The following is a 17,996-nucleotide window of genomic DNA, read 5'->3' as shown; positions in this document are numbered from 1 at the left end:
GGAGGGGCGAGCTGGTCCGGCCTCTCAACCGCCGGCGCGAAGGGCCTCCGAGTGGTGCCGGTCCAGGTTCGCGAGCGCGAGTTCCTCGTCCGTCAGCGGCGGCCCGGTGAGGGGCGCGAGCCCCTCGTCCGGCTGCTGCATCAGCGCCAGGAAGTCGCTCGACCCGAGCTCGGACTGGGGCGCGCTCATGCTCACCACGTCGGTGACCAGGTCGGACACCGCGCGCGAGCACCTCGCCTTGTCGGCGATGAGGTCGACGAACTGCTGCGTCACCGCCGCCCCCTCGGTCAGCCGCGGGTCCGTGGACCGGTTGCGGCAGTCGACGAAGTCGAGGTCCCGGGAGGCCGCCATGATCCACGGATCGTCCACGCTCTCGCTGATCGCGCGCTGCACGTCGTGCGCGTCGCCCGGACCGAGGTCGTTCCCGGCGAGCCGTCCGTCCAGCACGGCCGCGGCGCGCGCGGCGGCGCTCATCCCGTGGCCGTGGATCGGGTTGAACGCGGCGAGCGAGTCGCCGAGGACGAGCAGGCCGTCCGGCCACCGCCCGAGCCGCTCGGGGTACAGCCGCCGGTTGGCGCCGATGTGCGAGACGAAGACGGGCGTGATCGCCTCCACCGAGCCGATGAGCCGGGCGACGAGCGGGTCGCGGAGCGACTGCGCGTAGGGCAGGAAGTCCTCCGCGCGCGTCGGCAGCCCCCCGCCGCGGGTGCAGGAGAGCGTCACCATCCAGCGGCCGCCCTCCTGCGGGAACACGACCCCGAAACGTCCGGGCTCGCGCACCCGGTGGTCGGCGGCGACGTTGACGGCGGGGAAGCCGGCGGTCGCGCCGGGAGGCGCCACGAACTCCCTGGTGGCGTAGGCGATGCCCGCGTCGACGATGTCCACCTCGATGGGCGGGAGGCCGAGGGCCGACAGCCAGCGGCGCAGGCCCGAGCCGCGCCCGGTGGCGTCGATGACGAGGTCGGCGTCCAGAATCTCCCGCGCGCCGCCGTCCACGGCGCGCACTTCCACGCCGGAGACCCGCCTGCCGTCGCCGACCAGGGTGACGGCCTCCGTGCGCTGCCGCAGATCGATCCGCTCATCGGCCAGGACCTGCTCGCGGAGCACCCAGTCCAGCAGCGGACGGCCGCCCATGATGACGTACTGCCGCGCCGGGAAACGGTGCTGCCACCCGTGGGACGTCAGCGTGACGACGTCCTCGTGGAACCCGACCTTGCGCGCCCCCGCCGCCAGCGCCCGATCGATCGTGCCCGGCAGCAGCCCCTCCACGATCCGGGCCCCGCCCGACCACAGCACGTGGACGTGCCGGGCCTGCGGCAGGCCCTTGCGCTGCTCGGGGCCGTCCGGCAGGACGTCGCGCTCCACCAGCGTGACCGACCCCCAGTGCCGCGCCACCACGTGGGCGGCCAGCAGCCCCGCCCAACTGGCGCCCAGCACGACCGCGTGTCGAGACCTGTCCACAATCTCCGTCCCTTCGCCATAGGCGACACCACACCACGCCTATGGTCAGGGACCCCTCTTAAGCGCCCCTTGCCCCCGACGCGGCCTCGGGTCAGGGCTTCCGGCCCACACCGCGCCACACGGGACGTTGGCCGGGCGCGAGACAACTCGCCATTCCCAACGCCGCATGGGGTGCGCGCTACTCGTAGGTGATCTCCAGGGCGGTCGTCGCGGCCTGGATCGCGGCGAGGACGCCGTCGTGGTCGGCGGCCTCACCGTGGATGATCCCCACGTGGCCGCCGGATCCCCGGCTCCAGTCCACGGGGGAGCCCGGCGGCGAGGACAGCTCGAAGCGGCGCACGCCCGGGATCTGCTCCAGCGTCTCCGCGCCGCGCATCTCGGTGACGCGGGACGCGGTCCGCGGCGGCTGGAACTGGTACTTGTAGCCGACCTGCCGAGGCTCCGGCACGGACCGGTCGAGGGGGAGGCCGAGGGCGCTGCGGATCGCCGCCGCGATCAGGTCGAACCCGGCCGCGTGGCGCAGCGAGTCCGCGATGTAGCCGCCGAGGCGTCCGTTGACCTCGATGATCCGCGGCCCCTCGGCGGTCAGCTTCACCTCCGTGTGCGTCGCGCCGCGGTCGATGCCGAGCGCGCGGACGGCGGCCCCGGCGAGGTCGCACACCCGCGCGTGCAACGCCGCATCGATGGTGCTCGGATACACCAGGCCCGTCTCACGGAACGGTTCGGCGAGCGGGAACTTGCCGGTGACGCACACGTGGTGCACCTCAGCGCCGTCGACGATCGACTCGACCGACACGTAGTCGCCCCATTCGGGGCCGGCCTGTCCCGAATCCCCCTGAAGCATCTCCTCGACGACCAGCTCCCTGACCGTGCCGGGGGAGCGGGCGACCCAGCCCTTCAGCCACTCCCGCGCCTCGGACAGGGTGTCCACCCGGACGGTGTAGGCGCTGCTCATGCCCTGGCGGGGCTTGATGACGGCGGGCAGGCCGATCTCGGTGAGCGCGTCGGCGAGGTCGCCGGGGTCGCGGAGCGCGCGGGTCCGCGTCATGTCGACGCCGCGGTCCGCCAGGGCGCGCCGCTGCGCGGCCTTGTCCTGGCACAGCAGCGCCGTATCGGACGACAGGAAACCGATGCCGGTCCGCTCGGCGATCTCAGCGGTCGCCATGAGCTGGCGCTCGCTGAACGTGATGAGATGCCCGATCCCCGCGGCGCGCACGGCGGCGGCAGCGGCGTCCGGTCCGAGGCCCGTGATGTCGAGGGCCGACCGGCCCAGCCGGGCCCCTTCCGCACCGTTCCGGATGAAGACCGGCTCGCACAGCCCGCGGCAGGCGGCGAAGATCTCGACGGGCCCGGCCGACCCCGCATCGTAAAGGACACCGACTTTCGGTGGCTCGCCTTTACCCGGCATCATCGTTCCTTTCGTCGCGGTGAACTGCGCGACGTTATCAATGCCCGGCTTCATATCGGCTTCGGGCCGTCTTCACGCCGCCGGACCGGGCGCCGCTTGACGCCGGACGAGCCCGCTCTGTACAGATGTTCAGGACGCGATCACTGGAAACCCACATAGATCTGGACGTCATTTTGATGCCACAATCATCTGCGGATAACGCGGCCGGCCCACCCCTGCCCGGCACCCGCTCCGCCGTCCTTCCGGCCCGGCTCGAGAACTACCGGTTCTCGCTGGGGGAGCAGGAAGTCCCCTATTTCTTCGGCTATTCGTGCCGGACGGCCATGGGCGAGCTGCTGGCGGAGCGTTTCGCCGGGCGCGGAGCCGTGCTCATGCTGATCGACGGCGGCGTGCAGCGGCACGCGCGGGACCTGCTCGGATCACTCGACCGGAACGTGAAGGTGGTGCCGGTCACGATCGACCCGAACGAACAGCGGAAATCGCTGTCACTGGTGGGCTCGCTCCTCGAACGGGCCGTAGCCGAGAAGATAGGGCGCGATGCCGTGGTCGTCGCCATGGGCGGCGGCGTCGTCGGCAACGTCGCGGGAATGGTCGCCGCGCTGCTCTACCGGGGGCTGCCGCTCGTCCACCTGCCGACGACGCCGGTGGCCGCGTTCGACGCCGTGCTGTCGGCCAAGCAGGCGGTCAACCTGACGCAGGGCAAGAACCTCTGCGGCACATTCCTCGCACCTTCCCTCATCGCCTGCGATCTCGCGTGGCTGAGCACCGTGCCGCCGCACATGTTGGCGACCGGCATCGTGGAAATGGCGAAGAACGTCCTCGCCGTACGGCCGGCGGACGCGGACCGGCTGACCGGCGCCGTCCCGCTGATCGACACCGATCCGGAACTCGCCCTGCGGACGTTCCTCGATATCGGCGTCAAAGCGAAAATCCCCTTCATCGAGGCCGACCCCAAAGAAAAGGCGGCGGCCCTGATATTCGAGTACGGCCACACCGTCGGGCACGCCATAGAGTTCGCGTCGCGCGGCCTCATCTCGCACGGCGAGGCGGTCGGTTGGGGAATGCTCGCGGCGGCGAGCATCGCCACGCGGCTCTGCGGGCTCTCCCCGGCGGACGAGCGCCGTCACCACGAACTGCTCGCCGGATTCGGGCTGTCCCGCGGCCGGCTGTCCGCCGTCGACCGGCGCGCCGTGACGGAACTGCTGAGCAAGGACAACAAGCGGGGCTACCTGAAGACCGACGGGGAGACCGTCGCCATGGTCCTGCTCGACGCGCTCGGCAGCCCGGTCACCGCCGACGGGCGGCCGTTGATCGGTGTCCCGCGCGCACTGGTCGAGTCCGCGATCGACGAGCTTCACACCGACTGATCGACCGTCCATTCCAGACGGTTGAACACCCTCAGCCGTCCGATGCCACGAGAAAGGCCGCAGATGAGCCCCGTCGACGTGCACAACGAGTGGGACCCGCTGGAAGAGATCATCGTGGGCACGATCCGCGGGGGCCGGCTGCCCACCCCCGACCGAAGCCTGCGCGCCCTGGAGTACGCCGACCTGGACGACCTCGGCGCGGCCCCGTCCGGCCCGTTCCCCGACCACGTCGTCGAGGAGACCGAGGCCGAGCTGGAGATGCTCTGCGACGAGCTGAGCCGGCTCGGGGTGAAGGTCAGGCGGCCGGCGCCGCACGATCACTCGGCGGCGTTCGCCACGCCCGACTGGCAGGCCGACGGCTTCTACGACTACTGCCCGCGGGACGGTTTCCTCGCCATCGGCGACACCATCATCGAGGCGCCGATGGTACTGCGGTCGCGGTTCTTCGAGGGCCACTCGTACAAGGAGCCCTTCCAGGAGTACTTCGCGGGTGGCGCGCGCTGGATATCCGCGCCGAAGCCGCGGCTGGCGGACGAGATGTACGACCCCGCCGCACCGCCCGGGCGGCGTCTGAAGAATCTCGAACCGGCCTTCGACGCCGCCAACGTCCTGCGTTTCGGCACCGACATCCTCTATCTCGTGTCCGACGCCGGAAACGAGATGGGCTGCCGCTGGCTCCAGTCGGTGCTCGGCGACGCGTACCGGGTGCACGCGTGCCGCGATCTCTACACCGGCATCCACCTGGACTCCACGCTGATTCCGCTGCGTCCCGGGCTGGTCCTGGTGAACCCGGCGCGAGTGACCGAGGAGAACATGCCCGAGTATCTGCGCGGCTGGGATCGCATCATCGCGCCGGAACCGTTCGACACGGGCTTCGTCGGGGACCGGCCCCGCGCCTCGGTCTGGGTCGGCATCAATCTGCTCGTCACGGCGCCGGGACAGGTGATCGTCGACCGGCGCCAGACGGAGCTCATCGCGGAACTCTCCCGGCACGGCGTCGAGTCGATCCCCCTGCAGCTGACTCATTCGCGCAGCCTGGCGGGTGGGTTCCACTGCGTCACGCTCGACGTGCGCCGCAGCGGCGAGCTCGAGTCGTACCGATGACCGGCGGCCCTACGGACGGCCGGCGCCCCGGACCAGCTCGCCGCTCAGCTCCCAGAGGCGGGCCGCGAGCCCCTCGTCGGACGCGGCGGCCGAGACCGGGTGCGGCCGGCACCGGTAGTGGTACGGGACCTGAAAGGCGTCGGGGCCCGCGCCGTCCGCCAGCCACACCAGGGTGGCGGCGCCCCTCGCGGGCGAGGCCATGACAAAGCGCTCGAACGGCTTCACCACACGCACGAACCGCGAATCGCGGTTCAGCTCCGTGGTGACCGTCCCCGGGTGGAATGTCGTCGCCGCGAACCCCATCCGCCTCCGCAGCTCGTTGCCGAACAGGATGTTCGCCAGTTTGGAGTTCGCATAGGCCAGCCCGGGGCTCCAGCCGCTCGCCAATTGCGGATCGGCGAGGTCCAATCTCGCGGCGGCGTGATTGGACGAAGCCGTGATGACCACCCGCCCCGCGTCCGTTCTGATCCGGTCCGCCAGCGAATCGGTGAGGACGAACGGGGCGAGGTGGTTCACCGCGAAGCAGAGCTCGAAACCGTCGGCCGTGACCTGCCGCCGGGACGGCTGCACGCCGGCGTTGTTGACCAGGACGTCCAGCCGGTCGGGACCCGTGATGATCCGCTCGGCCAGCTCCCTGACCTGGCGGAGTTCGGCGAGGTCGGCCGGGATCGGGACGGGCACGTCGAGGCCGCGCGGCGCGGCGGCCAGCATGTCGCGGTGCACCGCCCGGAGTTTGCCGGACGACCGCCCGGTCGCCAGTACGCGACGTCCCCTGCGGGTCAGTTCGACGGCGGCCGCCGCGCCGATTCCGGCGCTCGCGCCCGTGATCACGATGAGGCCCATGGGATTCCCTTCTCCATTCTCGCCGGTTGGTCATCTTGCCGTGGCGCGGCGCGGTGACCCACCCTGTTCAGGAATCGACCGGAAACAGAATCGGCACCGGAAGAGGTAATCGAAGTTGTCCTATCGACAGAGTTTCGCCTGGTGGTCCTTCACAGCGGGCCGAGAGCCAATTCCCGACCTGCTCCCGGCAGCCGCCGAAATCGGTTATCGGGGCGTCGACTTCCTGCCGCCCGAGCTGTGGTCACCGGCCAGGGACGTGGGCCTCGAACCGGTGGTCATCGACGGCCAGGTCTCCCTCGACGTCGGGTTCAACGACGCCCGCAACCATCCGGCGCTGGCGGACGAGGTGCGCCGCAACCTCGACACCGCGGTGCGGGAGCGCATCCCGTTCCTGGCGGTCAACGCCGGGAACCGAGGCGCGGCGTCGGACGCCGACGCGGTCTCCATCTGCGCCGACGGCCTGGCGCCGCTCGCCGCCGAGGCCGCGGCGGCGGACGTCGTGCTGGTGCTCGAACCGTTGAACAGCAAGGTGGACCACATCGGCAACCAATGCGACCGCACCGGGTGGGCCGCGGCGGTGGTGGCGGAGGTGGGCTCACCCGGCCTCAAACTGCTGTACGACGCGTACCACATGCAGCTGATGGAAGGTGATCTGCTGCGTACGGTCGAAACCCATCTGCCGGAGATCGCCCACATCCACACCGCCGGGGTCCCGGGCCGCCACGACCTGGACGACCGGCAGGAGGTCAACTGGCGCGCGATCGGGCGCCTGCTCAAGGAGCGGGGCTACGGCGGGTTCGTCTCCCACGAGTTCATCCCGCGCGGCGAGCCGATCGAGGCGCTGCGGCAGGCGTACGCGCTCTTCGCGACCGCCTAGACGGCCGCGCGGACGACCGCGCGGACGACCGTGGGGAACGGCTCCGTGGAACGGCGAGGCTCACCGCGCCCGTCCGGCCAGCACGGCGGCGAGCCGGTGGGCGAGCGCCAGCGTGGTCAGCGAGGGGTTCGCCGCGCCCATGCGGGGGAAGGTCGACGGGCCCGCGGCGTACAGCCCGGGCACGCCGGCGAACTGGTGGTCCTCGTCGAGGACGCGGCCGAGCGGCAGCGTCCCGCCCTCGTGGTCCTCGGTGCCCAGATGACCGCTCCACGTCGCCGGCGCCCCAAGGTCGAGGCTCCCGAGGTGCTCGGGCAGCAGCAGCTCGTTGGTGCGGTCGGGGCGCTCGAAGTCTCCGAACGACAGCGCCGTGCGCGGCAATCCGGCGATCTCGCCGAGCCGGTCCCAGGCCCCCCGCAGCAGCTCGCGTTCGGCGGCCAGGACGTCGAGGTCGGCGCCGCGCGGGGCCGCCCGCACGGCGGCGGGCGACCGCGCCCCGGACGCGGGCCCGCACTCCACGTAGTTCTCCTCGGACGGCAACTGCTCGCCGGTGGCCTGCAGGTCGACCAGGACGGACCCGTCGGGCAGCCGCCGCAGCTCCAGGAAGGTGTTGGCGCGGGTGGCCGCGTCGCCGGGCGCGTAGTAGGAGCCCTCCGGCACCACGCCGGTCAGGGCGGCCCCCTGCTGCGGCGACAGGCGCGCGAACACGCCCTGCACCATGTGGTCGCACAGGCCGGACAGCCGCGGCCGGGGAGCGGGGGCGCGCTCGCCCAGCGCCTGGATGGCGAGGCGGCTGCTCTCGATGGTGCCGGCCGCGAGCACGACCCGGTCGGCAGCGATCCGCACCGCCGCGCCCGTGCGGGCGTCCCTGGCCACCACGCCGCGCGCGCGGCCGTCCCGCACGACGACGCGCTCGACCTCGACGCCCGTCCACACAGGGGGGCGGGGGGACGGTCCGGCGGGCCGGGTCTCGCCGCTCACCGGATCGCGCCAGCGGTCCAGCGGCGTGTACGCGTACCACCGTTCCGCGCCGGGGCCGGCGGGCCGCCGCGCGAACGGCACGGGCAGCAGGTCCAGGTCGCCCAGGCGTGCGGCGGGGCGGCCGGCGGCGAGGGGCCCGGCCGCCTCGGCGCCGTCCGACCGCCAGTCGGCGAGGTGCCGCTCGACCTGCTCGTACAGCGACTTTCCCCCGCGCCAGGACCCGGTCAGGTCCGCGACGACGGCGGCCGGCCACCACGGCGCGGCCAGCGCCCACGGTTCGAGCCGCAGCGAGACGCCGTACCAGTACAGGGAGCGGCCGCCGACCCGGCGCCGGATGCCCGAGCCGGCCGCGAAGGCGGACGGGGTCCGGGACGACCACGGCCGGTCGAAATAGGCGTCGGTGCCCGGTTGCAGCCACATGCGCAGGGCGGTCTCCGGCGCGTGGGCCACGTTCACGTGCCGCAGGTCGCCGGCCGGCCCGGCCTCCAGCACGAGGACGTCGTGCACCCCGTGCCGGACGAGCTCGTTGGCCGTCTCGAGCCCCGCCAGCCCGGCGCCGACGATCACGATGTGCGACCGCAGCGGCCGGTCGAACTCCTGGGAAATGGCGTCGCTGGTCATAATCCACCTATTGCGGTTTAGTGATTGCAGTTTCCCGGAGAGTCTGACTCCAGGAGGATCCAATGCTGCTTCCGCTGGCGGGTCTGAATCAAGAAGAACTGGTGGGCGTGCTCGTCGAACAGTACGGCGCGGATCCCGGCCCGCTCGAGTTCATGCCATTAGGTGCGGACAGCTGGTGCTACCGGTTGGGTGATTTGTGGGTGAGCGTGCGGCGGGATCTGCGCGGTCACAGCCCCGCGCCGTACGAGGCGGCACGGCGGCTGCGTGCGAACGGCCTCGATTTCGTGCTGGCGCCGATCGCCGGAGCCGACGGCCGCGTTTCCCGGACGGTCGGCGGGCGCCCGGTCGTGGTCTTTCCCTACCTGCCGGTCAGCGAGGTCCCCGCGTCGCTCTCCCCGCTGGAGCTGTGGGCGGTGAGCGACATGGTCGCCGGCGTGCACGCCGCGACCGTCGACGTGGATCTGCCCGCGGAGACCTACACGCTGCCCTTCGGCGACGACCTCGACCGGGCCCTCGACGTCGCCCGGTCCGGGCCGCCCGACACCGGCCCGTACAGCCTTCCGTTCCACGCGCTGCTCCGCGCCGCCGCCGACCGTGTCGAAGCCCTGCGCGCCGAGTTCGCGGATCTGGCCGCGCGCTGCGCCGCGGCGGGCCGGCCGCCCGTCCTCACGCACGGCGAGCCGGGCGCCGGGAACGTGCTGCGGCACGGCGCCTCGCTGCTGCTCGCGGACTGGGGTGAGCTGATGTACGGGCCGCCGGAGCGCGACTTCTACCACCTGGTCCGCTCGTTCGGCGGCACGCCCCGCGGCCGCCGGCACTTCCTGCGCTTCTACGAGATCCGCTGGCTGTTCAACGAGCTGACCGAGTACGCCGCCTGGTTCTTCGCGCCGCACACCGGCGATGCGGAGGATCGCGAGGCGTGGGCCCAGGCGCGGCGCTGCCTGCCGGTACGGCCCTGACCGTGGCCCGGGACGTACCCGGCCCGGCGGCGCGGGACGAGCGGTTCGCGCTCGCGTGGAACCTGCTCGACCGGGCCGACGAACTGTCCGCCGCGGCGTTCCGGAGCGGCGGCTACGAGACGTGGACCAAGGCCGACGGATCCCCGGTGACGGACGTGGACATGCGCGTCGAGGACGTGCTCACCGGCGGCATCCGGGCCGCGTTCGGCGCCGACTCCGTCCTGGCCGAGGAGGGCGGCCGCATTCCGGGCGACTCCGTGCAGTGGGTGATCGACCCGCTGGACGGCAGCGCCAACTTCATCGAAGGCATCCCGGTGTACGCGCACATGGTGGCGCTGCTGCGCGCGGGCTCCCCGGTCTTCGCCCTGGTCAGCTCGCCCGTGCTCGGCCGCAGATGGTGGGCCTACCGCGGCTGCGGCGCGTTCGAGCGCACCCGGCGGGTGGCGGCGTCCACGACCGCCCGGCTGGACGGGGCCCGCATCGCGTACGGGGGGCTGCGCGACTACGACCCGCCCTCGCTCGACGGGCTGGTGCGATTGATCAGGCGCTGCATGCGCTCGCGCGGCTTCGGCAACTTCCTGCCGCACATGCTGGTGGCGGAGGGGACCTACGACCTCGCGTCCTCGGGCGGCGGCGGGGAGCCGTGGGACGTCGCGCCGCTCGGCCTCATCGTCGAGGAGGCCGGCGGCCGGATGACGTCGCTGCGCGGCGGGGCCTGGGACGCCGCCGACCCGGTGCTCACCTCGAACGCGATCCTGCACGGCGAGGCGCTGCGGATTGTCAACGGCAAAGCCGGATGAATTCGTCCGAGCGGTGAGTTCGACCATTCTTGACACCCTCTGCGGGCCTGCTTAGCGTGGACGCGCACAATCAATTGGTGTGCGCATCGTCCTTTCTGTGAAAACTCGAAGCGAAAGAGTGGTACGGGTGCTGGCTTTGGTCTTTGAATCTCCGATGCAAGCCGTGGTGCAGGACCGTGAGATACCGGATCCAGGCCCCGGTGAGGCGCTCGTGAAAATCGCTTACAGTTCTTTCTGCGGCAGCGACCTGTCCTTGTTCCGCGGCGTGTGGCACGGGTTCTCCTATCCCGTGGTGCCGGGCCACGAATGGAGCGGCGAGGTCGTGGCCGCCGGTTCGCCGGACGACCGGGAATGGGTGGGGCGCCGCGTGGTCGGCGACCTGACGTGCGGCTGCGGGCACTGCCCGGCGTGCGCCGGCGGCGAGCAGGTCCTGTGCGACGACCTGCGGGAACTCGGATTCACCCGGGACGGCTCGTGCGCGGAGTACATGACGATCCCGATCCGCAACCTCTTCGCCCTTCCCGAGCACGTCCCCATGCGCGCCGCGTCCCAGGTGGAGCCGCTCGCGGTCGCGCTGCACGCGCTGTCCGCCGTCGACCTGCGGGCCGGCGAGCGGGTCGCGATCCTCGGCGCCGGCGGCATCGGGCTGACGCTGATGCAGGCCGCCAAGGCGCTCGGCGCCGAGGTGACCGTGGTGTCCGAACCGGTCGCCGAACGCCGGGAGATCGCGGCGGAGCTGGGCGCCGCCGCGGTGTCCGACGCCGGTGACGGGGCTCTGGCCGGGCTGCTGGAGGCCCGTCCGGAGCTGGTTCCCGACGTCGTGCTGGAGGCGTCCGGCTATCCCGTCGCCGTGCGGGAGGCGCTGGAGGCGGTGCGCCCCGGCGGCCGGGTGTGCCTGGTCGGCTACCGGGTCGGGCGGACCGCCGAGATGGCCCCGAGCGTCGCCACGATCAAGGCGCTGACCATCCGCGGCGTCCTCGGGCCGGGTGGGCGGTTCGCCGACGCGATCGACATGATCGCGGACGGCCTCCCCATCGTCCCGCTGCTGACCCACGAGTTCCCGCTGCGGGACGCGGAGAAGGCGCTCCAGATCGCGCTCGAGCGCTCCGACGGCAACGTCCGCTCCGTCTTCCGCATGTCCTGAGCGGCGGCCACCCGGCCATCCGACGAAAATCTTCGACCTTAGGTGGGATTTGTGGGACAGTCTCTCGCGGTTACCGGTGGCGCGCCCGTCGCCACGATCGACTGGCCGGTGTGGCCGCGCCCGGTGACCGGTACGGATCAGCTGGTCGCGGACGTACTCGGATCGGGCCGGTGGGCCCTGTCCGGCCCGTGGAAGGGCAGGCGCTCGCACGAGCAGGAGTTCGCCCGCCGGTTCGCCGCCTACAACGAGGTCGAGCACTGCGTGCCGACGGCCAACGGCACGAGCGCGCTCGTCATCGCCCTGGAGGCGCTCGGCGTGGGCGCCGGCGACGAGGTGATCGTGCCCGGCCTCACCTGGGTCGCGTCCGCCTCGGCGGTGCTGAACGTGAACGCCGTCCCGGTGATCGTCGACATCGATCCGGCGACGCTGTGCCTGGACCCGGCCGCGGTGGAGGCCGCGATCACTGCGCGGACCCGGGCGATCAACGTCGTCCATCTCTACAGCTCGATGGCGGACATGGACGCGATCCTCGCGATCGGCGCGCGGCACGGAGTCCCCGTGCTGGAGGACTGCGCGCAGGCGCACGGGGCGCGGTGGCGCGGCCGGCGCGCCGGCTCCCTCGGACGGGTGGGCACGTTCAGCATGCAGCAGACGAAGCTGCTGACCGCCGGCGAGGGCGGCGCCGCGATCACCGGCGACCCGGACCTGTTCGACGCGATGTTCCAGCTGCGCGCCGACGGCCGCCGGCTGGCGCCGCAGCCGCCGGGGGACGACCGGATGGAGCTGATCGAGCGGTCGAGCCTGATGGGCAACAACTACTGCCTGTCCGAGTTCGGCGCCGCCGTCCTGCTCAGCGGGCTCGAGGTGCTGGACAAGGAGAACGAGATCCGCGCGGCGAACGCCGCACGGCTGACCGCCCGGCTCCGCGAGGTTCCCGGCGTCGACCCGATCCGGCGGCTCCCGGGCGTGACCGGCGACACCTACTACCAGTACGCGGTCCGCGTCGATCCGGAGGCGTTCGCCGCCCGGTCGGCCGGGCAGGTCTGCCGGGCGGTGGAGATGGAGATCGGCTTCCCGGTGAGCCGCTGCTACCCGCCGCTGAACCGCAACCCGCTCTACCAGCCGCTCGGCAAGCGCCGCTATCTCCTGAGCGACGAGCACCGGGACCGGATCGATCCGAGCCGGTTCGAGCTGCCGAACGCCGAGCGCGCGAGCGCGGAGGTGCTGACCTTCCACCACTCGCTGCTGCTCGCCCGGCCCGCGGACGTCGACGTCGTCGCCGAGGCGTTCGCCAAGGTGCGGCGCCTGGCGGCGAGCATCCCGGCGCCGGCGAACGGGACGGGGCCGGCCGAGTCGTGAGCACGCTCTCGCACCGGATGCGGCTGCTGCGCGCGCTCGCGCCCGCCGGCCGGGTGCCGCCCGCCGCGCTGTTCGCCGCGCTCGCGGCCGGCCACCTGGTCCCGGCGGCCACCGCGTTCGCGCTCGCCCGCCTCATCGACGAGCTCAGGACCGGCACGGGAGACGCGGCCTTCTCCGCCGCGCTCGGTCCGGCGGTCATGTTCGCGGCGGTGCTGCTGGTGGGCTACGTCGCCGAGTCGGCGATCACGCCGCTCGGCTACCTGGTCACCGGCCGCGTCGACGGCGCCGTCCGCGCGGACGTCGCCCGGCTGGCGGCCGGAGCGCGGCGCATCGACGTCCTCGAAGGAGCGGCGGCACAGGGCCTGATCCGCGAGGTCGGCGCGGACCGCAGCCGGGGCGTCGACGCCACGACCGCCAGCGGGGCGATCGCCCAGCTGCGCTGGCTCGCGCGGCTCCTCGGTGTGGCCGCGTCGTGCGCGGTCCTCGTCGGATTCGGCTGGTGGTGGCTGATCCCGCTGGTGGCCGGCCCCGCCGTGCTGGGCCAGCACCTGCGCGCCGGCCACCACGCCGAGCTGGCGCGGCGCTGGCGGCTGGCGATCAAGGGCGAGCTGCACGCGGACGTCTGGCGCCGCGCGGCGATCTCGCCCGGGGAGGGCAAGGACGTCCGGGTCTTCGGGTTCGCCGACTGGATGGTGCGGCGGATGCAGCACCACATCAAGGAGGCCAACGAGCCGTTCTGGTCGTACGTCCTCCGGGCCGCCGCCGACGAGCGCCGCCAGTGGCTGCTGGTCGTGGTCGGCCTGGTGCCGGCGTACGGGATCGTCTCGCTCAGCGCCGCCGACGGCGACACGACGGTCGCGGCGCAGACCGCGGTGTTCGCCGCGGCCTGGTCGGTCTTCGTCGCGCTGTCGGACAGCGAGGACGGCTACGACATCGCCGGCGGCCTCCGGGTCCTGTCCGCGACGGCCCGGCTCCGCCGGCTGCTCGCCGCGGACCCGGCCGGGCCCGCCGACCGGCGGCCCGCACCGGTGGCCGGGAACCGACCGCCCACGGTGCGGTTCGAGGGCGTCTCGTTCCGCTACCCCGACAGCGAGCGGCTCGTCCTCGACGGGCTGGACCTGGAGATCCGGCCGGGCGAGCTGATCGCCCTCGTCGGGATGAACGGCGCCGGGAAGTCCACGCTGATCAAGCTCCTGGCCGGGCTGTACGCACCCACGTCCGGACGGATCACGGTGGACGGCCGGGAGCTGACGGAGGCCGGCCACCTGGAGTGGCGGCGCCGGATCTCCTTCGTGTTCCAGGACTTCGTCCGCTACCACCTGTCCGCCCGCGACAACGTGCGGCTCGGCCACGCGTGGTGCGACCCGGACCAGGCGACGCTGGACCGGGCCGCCCGGGACGCGGGCTTCGACCGGCTGGTCGAGCGGCTGCCCGCCGGCTGGGACACGCCGTTGGCGCGGTCCCGTGATGGCGGCGTCGACCTGTCCGGCGGCCAGTGGCAGCAGGTGGTGCTGGCCCGGGCGATGTACGCGGTGCACATGGGCGCCGGGCTGCTCGTCCTGGACGAGCCGACCGCGCATCTCGACGTCCGCACCGAGTTCGACGTGTTCGACCGGCTCGCCCGGATCCGCGGGGAGACGAGCACCCTGCTGATCTCGCACCGCCTGTCGACCGTCCGGCGGTCGGACCGGATCCTCCTGCTCGACGCGGGCAGGGTCACCGAGTCCGGGACGCACGACGAGCTGATGGCGCTCGGCGGGACCTACGCCGAGATGTTCGCCATCCAGGCTCAGCGCTTCAACACCGGCTACGACGACCGCATCGAGGAGGGCGACGTCGCATGACGCGGTACATATCGCTGTGGTGGGAGCTGTTCCTGCTGTCCTGCCGCCGGCTGCCCGGCCTCAGCGCGGCCTCGCTCGGCGTCATCGCCGGCTCGGTGGGGATCGTCGCGGCCAGCGCGCTGTCGCTGCACGCCGCCGTCAGCGCGAGCATCGCGGGCCACCGGGCGGACGCCGTCGCCTGGGGCGTGGCCGCGGCGATCGTGTACGCGTTCAGCGCGGTCATGCGGAATCTGTTCGAGGAACTGGTCCGCACCACCATCGACCGGTCCGGCCGCCTCGAACTGCACCCCCGGATCCATCGCGACATCGCGACGATCGAGGGCATCGAGCATCTTGAGCGCACCGACTTCCTCGACCGGGTCACGGTCGTCCGCGCCTCGTCCGGCCGGCTCATGGGCTGGATGTGGAAGGCGGTCCGGGCGTTCGCCGGCGTGCTGCGCCTGGTCGTCACCCTGCTCCTGCTCGGCACCGTCAGCCCGTGGCTGCTCGCCCTGCTGGTGTTCGCGCTGGCGCCGGTGTGGTGCGACCACTACGCGCAGCGCCTCATCGCGCGGGCGGAACTGGCCACCGCGGGCGCCGACCGCCTGCAGGAGCACCTGTTCGACGTGGCCACCGGCGCCGCCTCCGGGAAGGACCTGCGGGTGGGCGGCGCCGCCGAGGAGGTCGTCCGCCGCCAGCGCGCCGCGTGGGACGCCACGGTGGCCGGCCAGTTCCGCGCGCACGTCCTCGCGGCGGTGGGGAAGTTCGCCGGCTGGACCGTCTTCACGCTGGGCTTCGCCGGCGCGCTGACGCTCGTCGCCTACCGCACGGCGCACGGGACGAGCACGATCGGCGACCTCGTGCTCACCGTCATCGTCGCCTCCTCGCTGTGGCAGACCGTGCAGAGCACGGTGTCCAGTTCGGCGCAGACGGCCGACGCCGCGCGGGCCATCGAGCCGTTCCTGTGGCTGCGCGACTACATCGCCGCCGACCGGAAGCGGGTCACCGCCGCCGCGCCCGCCCCCCGGCGGCTGCGAGGCGGGGTGGTCCTCGACGACGTCACGTTCCGCTACCCCGGAACGGACGCCGTCGCGCTCGACCACGTCAGCCTCACCTTCCCGGCCGGCTCCGTGGTGGCGGTCGTGGGGGAGTACGGCTCGGGCAAGACCACGCTGGTGAAGCTGCTCGGCAAGTTCTACCGGCCGGACGGCGGCCGGATCCTGGTCGACGGCGCCGACCTCAACGACATCGCTGCCGAGGGCTGGCGCGCGCGCTTCAGCGGCGCCTTCCAGGACTTCGGGCGCTTCGCCACGACGTTCGCCGAGACCGTCGGCCTGGGCGACGTGGACCGTCTCGGCGACCGGACGCGCATCGCCGACGCGGTGCGGGCGGCCGAAGCGGAGGAGCTGGTGGCGCGGCTGCCGGACGGCCTGGACACGCAGCTGGGCCGCGAGCTGGGCGGGGTCGAGCTGTCCGAGGGGCAGTGGCAGCGCGCCGCGCTCGCCCGCGCCTCCATGCGCACCGACCCGCTCATGTTCGTCCTGGACGAGCCGACGGCGTCGCTGGACGCGCCGAGCGAGCGCGCGATCTTCGACCGCTATATGGCGTACGCGCGGGACATCGGGGCGCGCACCGGCGCGGTCACGCTGATCGTCTCGCACCGGTTCTCCACGGTGACCGGCGCGGACCAGATCGTCGTCCTCGACAAGGGACGGGTCGCCGAGTCCGGCACCCACCACGAGCTGATGGCACTGGGCGGTCAGTACGCGGAGCTCTACGGCATCCACGCGAACGCCTACGCGACCGGCGGCCTGGCGGGCGAGGCGGGCGAGGCGGGCGAGGCGGGCGAGGCGATGGCGGGCCCCGGCCGGCCCGCTAGCCCGACGCCTCAGTGATCACGCCGGTGACCGTGTCCACGTACGACGCGATGACGTCCCCGGCGATCCCGGTGGCCGGGTACCGGACCCGGACGGTGAGGCCCGCGTGTGTCCGCAGCAGGTAGAAATCGACGGTGTCCCCGCGGCGCTCGTTCGTCACGAAGCACACGTCCCATTCGGCGAAATGCTCGCTGCCCGGGAGCCGCGTGTTGTCGATGTAATTGACCCAGAACGACCGGTCGGACTCGAACGGCGGTACCAGTTCCCGTACGACCCGGTCGAACGGCACGTCCATCCGCGTGCCGGCGGCGCGCGTCGCGGCGCGGGCGGCGGCGAGCGTCTCGCGGAAGCCCGATCCGAACCCGTCGATCTTGTCGATCACGTCGAACATGACGAACGAGGTGCTCGCGTACCAGCCGAAGGCGTGTTCCGCCGGGTCGCGGCGGACCTGCCTGGGCTCCATGGCCCGGAAGACGGACTGGCCGGCGACGCGGTTGGCGGCGAGGCCGAGCGCGGCGAGCAGGCCGGAGTAGAGGTTGCCGCCGTGGCGGCGGCACAACCGCTCGAAGGAGTCGGTCGTCTCCGCGTCGAGCTCGCAGAAGTCGTCGTACGTCATCGGATACGAGGTGTCCGGCTCGGACCCCACGTCCAGCGGGAAGCGCGGGAGCGCGTCGCCCCCCGCCTTCACGAAGTTCCGCCACTGGGCCGCGACCTCGTGGAGCTCGGCGGAGTTCGCGGGGTCCGCCGAGGCCCGGCGCTCGGCGGCGCAGAACTCCAGGAAATCGCGCGCTCGCGGCAGCGGCAGGTCCCGGCCGTCGACGTTCGCCAGATACATCGCCCTGATCTCGTCGAGTGCGAGCGCGACGGTGTACCGGTCGATGTGGATGTGGTCGAACGCGATGAACACCGTCGACCGGTCCTGGCGGGAGATGGCCGCGAACGCGCACGAGGGCCATACGACCGGTTCCGCGGCATCACCGAAGTGGTCCACGAGGGCGGCGAGCAGCTCCGCCGGATCGGTCACCATTCCTGACTCGGACGAGTCGAACCGCACGTCCTGCGCGTCCACCACATAGCGCTCGATCTGATCGCCCGTGGCGCGAAATCCCGAACGCAGTTCGGCGTGCCGCGCCGCGAACCTTTCGATCGCCGCCGCGAACGAACGCGCTTCGATGGGCCCGGGGACATCGAATTTCCCGACGAACCACCGCGCCGCCCGCTTTCCGTCCGAGTGGAGGGCGAAGGCGCGCCGGAGATACGTTTCCTGCTGATATGAGGGCGGTACCGGATGAGCCGGCGCCGCCGCGACGGCATCGCGCGTGCCGGCCGTGGGATGGAGCAGCACGACTCGGCCGGGTGCCGGATTCATCTCGCG

General features: G+C 72.5%; 14 protein-coding genes. 9 read left to right on the top strand and 5 right to left on the bottom strand.

The window, feature by feature from the left end:
• Positions 1 to 24: 24 nt before the first annotated feature.
• Both SM611_RS04630 and SM611_RS04625 read right to left on the bottom strand, forming a co-directional pair.
• The gene (locus tag SM611_RS04630; protein WP_371947545.1) at positions 25 to 1,461 is read right to left on the bottom strand and encodes an NAD(P)/FAD-dependent oxidoreductase; all 1,437 of its coding nucleotides are present in this window, start codon (positions 1,459 to 1,461) and stop codon (positions 25 to 27) included.
• 178 nt (positions 1,462 to 1,639) lie between these two features.
• Positions 1,640 to 2,872, bottom strand: a complete 1,233-nt coding sequence (locus tag SM611_RS04625) for an ATP-grasp domain-containing protein (protein ID WP_371947544.1) — start codon at positions 2,870 to 2,872, stop codon at positions 1,640 to 1,642.
• 122 nt (positions 2,873 to 2,994) lie between these two features.
• On the opposite strand from SM611_RS04625, the gene SM611_RS04620 reads away from it, so the two are divergent.
• Together SM611_RS04620 and SM611_RS04615 are read left to right on the top strand one after the other, a co-directional pair.
• Positions 2,995 to 4,236, top strand: a complete 1,242-nt coding sequence (locus tag SM611_RS04620; RefSeq protein ID WP_371947543.1) for a 3-dehydroquinate synthase family protein — start codon at positions 2,995 to 2,997, stop codon at positions 4,234 to 4,236.
• Positions 4,237 to 4,299: 63 nt separating this feature from the next.
• On the top strand, positions 4,300 to 5,340 hold the full coding sequence (locus SM611_RS04615) for a hypothetical protein (RefSeq protein ID WP_371947542.1): 1,041 nt from the start codon (positions 4,300 to 4,302) through the stop codon (positions 5,338 to 5,340).
• A 9-nt stretch (positions 5,341 to 5,349) separates the two neighbouring features.
• On the opposite strand, the gene SM611_RS04610 is transcribed toward SM611_RS04615, so the two are convergent.
• Complete coding sequence (locus SM611_RS04610) at positions 5,350 to 6,183, bottom strand: SDR family NAD(P)-dependent oxidoreductase (protein ID WP_371947541.1); 834 nt, start codon at positions 6,181 to 6,183, stop codon at positions 5,350 to 5,352.
• Positions 6,184 to 6,298: 115 nt separating this feature from the next.
• Between SM611_RS04610 and SM611_RS04605 the strand changes: the two genes are divergently transcribed.
• Positions 6,299 to 7,060: a TIM barrel protein gene (locus SM611_RS04605; protein ID WP_371947540.1), complete on the top strand. Its 762-nt coding sequence runs from the start codon at positions 6,299 to 6,301 to the stop codon at positions 7,058 to 7,060.
• A gap of 60 nt (positions 7,061 to 7,120) precedes the next feature.
• On the opposite strand, the gene SM611_RS04600 is transcribed toward SM611_RS04605, so the two are convergent.
• Entirely contained in the window at positions 7,121 to 8,659 is a 1,539-nt protein-coding gene (locus SM611_RS04600; RefSeq protein ID WP_371947539.1) for an FAD-binding protein, read from the bottom strand.
• Positions 8,660 to 8,721: 62 nt separating this feature from the next.
• On the opposite strand from SM611_RS04600, the gene SM611_RS04595 reads away from it, so the two are divergent.
• The 6 genes from SM611_RS04595 to SM611_RS04570 all read left to right on the top strand — a co-directional run bounded on the left by SM611_RS04595 (position 8,722) and on the right by SM611_RS04570 (position 16,639).
• Entirely contained in the window at positions 8,722 to 9,618 is an 897-nt protein-coding gene (locus SM611_RS04595; protein ID WP_371947538.1) for a phosphotransferase, read from the top strand.
• A 2-nt stretch (positions 9,619 to 9,620) separates the two neighbouring features.
• Positions 9,621 to 10,418 (top strand): inositol monophosphatase family protein, encoded by a 798-nt coding sequence (locus SM611_RS04590; protein WP_371947537.1) that lies wholly within the window; start codon positions 9,621 to 9,623, stop codon positions 10,416 to 10,418.
• 154 nt (positions 10,419 to 10,572) lie between these two features.
• Positions 10,573 to 11,562, top strand: a complete 990-nt coding sequence (locus SM611_RS04585) for a zinc-dependent alcohol dehydrogenase (RefSeq protein WP_371947536.1) — start codon at positions 10,573 to 10,575, stop codon at positions 11,560 to 11,562.
• Between the two features lie 51 nt (positions 11,563 to 11,613).
• A complete protein-coding gene (locus SM611_RS04580; RefSeq protein ID WP_371947535.1) occupies positions 11,614 to 12,921 on the top strand; it encodes a DegT/DnrJ/EryC1/StrS family aminotransferase in 1,308 nt (435 codons plus the stop codon).
• The gene (locus SM611_RS04575; RefSeq protein ID WP_371947534.1) at positions 12,918 to 14,765 is read left to right on the top strand and encodes an ABC transporter ATP-binding protein; all 1,848 of its coding nucleotides are present in this window, start codon (positions 12,918 to 12,920) and stop codon (positions 14,763 to 14,765) included. The genes SM611_RS04580 and SM611_RS04575 overlap by 4 nt, the downstream gene beginning before the upstream one ends.
• Positions 14,762 to 16,639, top strand: a complete 1,878-nt coding sequence (locus tag SM611_RS04570) for an ABC transporter ATP-binding protein (protein ID WP_371947533.1) — start codon at positions 14,762 to 14,764, stop codon at positions 16,637 to 16,639. The genes SM611_RS04575 and SM611_RS04570 overlap by 4 nt, the downstream gene beginning before the upstream one ends.
• Here SM611_RS04570 and SM611_RS04565 read toward each other — a convergent pair.
• Positions 16,620 to 17,990 (bottom strand): condensation domain-containing protein, encoded by a 1,371-nt coding sequence (locus SM611_RS04565; protein WP_371948010.1) that lies wholly within the window; start codon positions 17,988 to 17,990, stop codon positions 16,620 to 16,622. The genes SM611_RS04570 and SM611_RS04565 overlap by 20 nt on opposite strands.
• Positions 17,991 to 17,996: the final 6 nt, after the last annotated feature.

The sequence above is a fragment of the Actinomadura monticuli genome, from assembly GCF_041463655.1.
GTDB classification, from domain to species: domain Bacteria; phylum Actinomycetota; class Actinomycetes; order Streptosporangiales; family Streptosporangiaceae; genus Spirillospora; species Spirillospora monticuli.
This window is presented reverse-complemented; position numbering and strand designations above follow the sequence as displayed.

Excerpts from the sequence above, each read along its gene's own strand:
- SM611_RS04625 (WP_371947544.1), bottom strand. The coding sequence starts at position 2,872 with ATGATGCCGGGTAAAGGCGAGCCACCGAAAGTCGGTGTCCTTTACGAT.
- SM611_RS04620 (WP_371947543.1), top strand. The coding sequence starts at position 2,995 with ATGTTCAGGACGCGATCACTGGAAACCCACATAGATCTGGACGTCATT.
- SM611_RS04570 (WP_371947533.1), top strand. The coding sequence starts at position 14,762 with ATGACGCGGTACATATCGCTGTGGTGGGAGCTGTTCCTGCTGTCCTGC.
- SM611_RS04595 (WP_371947538.1), top strand. The coding sequence starts at position 8,722 with ATGCTGCTTCCGCTGGCGGGTCTGAATCAAGAAGAACTGGTGGGCGTG.
- SM611_RS04585 (WP_371947536.1), top strand. The coding sequence starts at position 10,573 with ATGCAAGCCGTGGTGCAGGACCGTGAGATACCGGATCCAGGCCCCGGT.
- SM611_RS04610 (WP_371947541.1), bottom strand. The coding sequence starts at position 6,183 with ATGGGCCTCATCGTGATCACGGGCGCGAGCGCCGGAATCGGCGCGGCG.
- SM611_RS04615 (WP_371947542.1), top strand. The coding sequence starts at position 4,300 with ATGAGCCCCGTCGACGTGCACAACGAGTGGGACCCGCTGGAAGAGATC.
- SM611_RS04600 (WP_371947539.1), bottom strand. The coding sequence starts at position 8,659 with ATGACCAGCGACGCCATTTCCCAGGAGTTCGACCGGCCGCTGCGGTCG.
- SM611_RS04565 (WP_371948010.1), bottom strand. The coding sequence starts at position 17,990 with ATGAATCCGGCACCCGGCCGAGTCGTGCTGCTCCATCCCACGGCCGGC.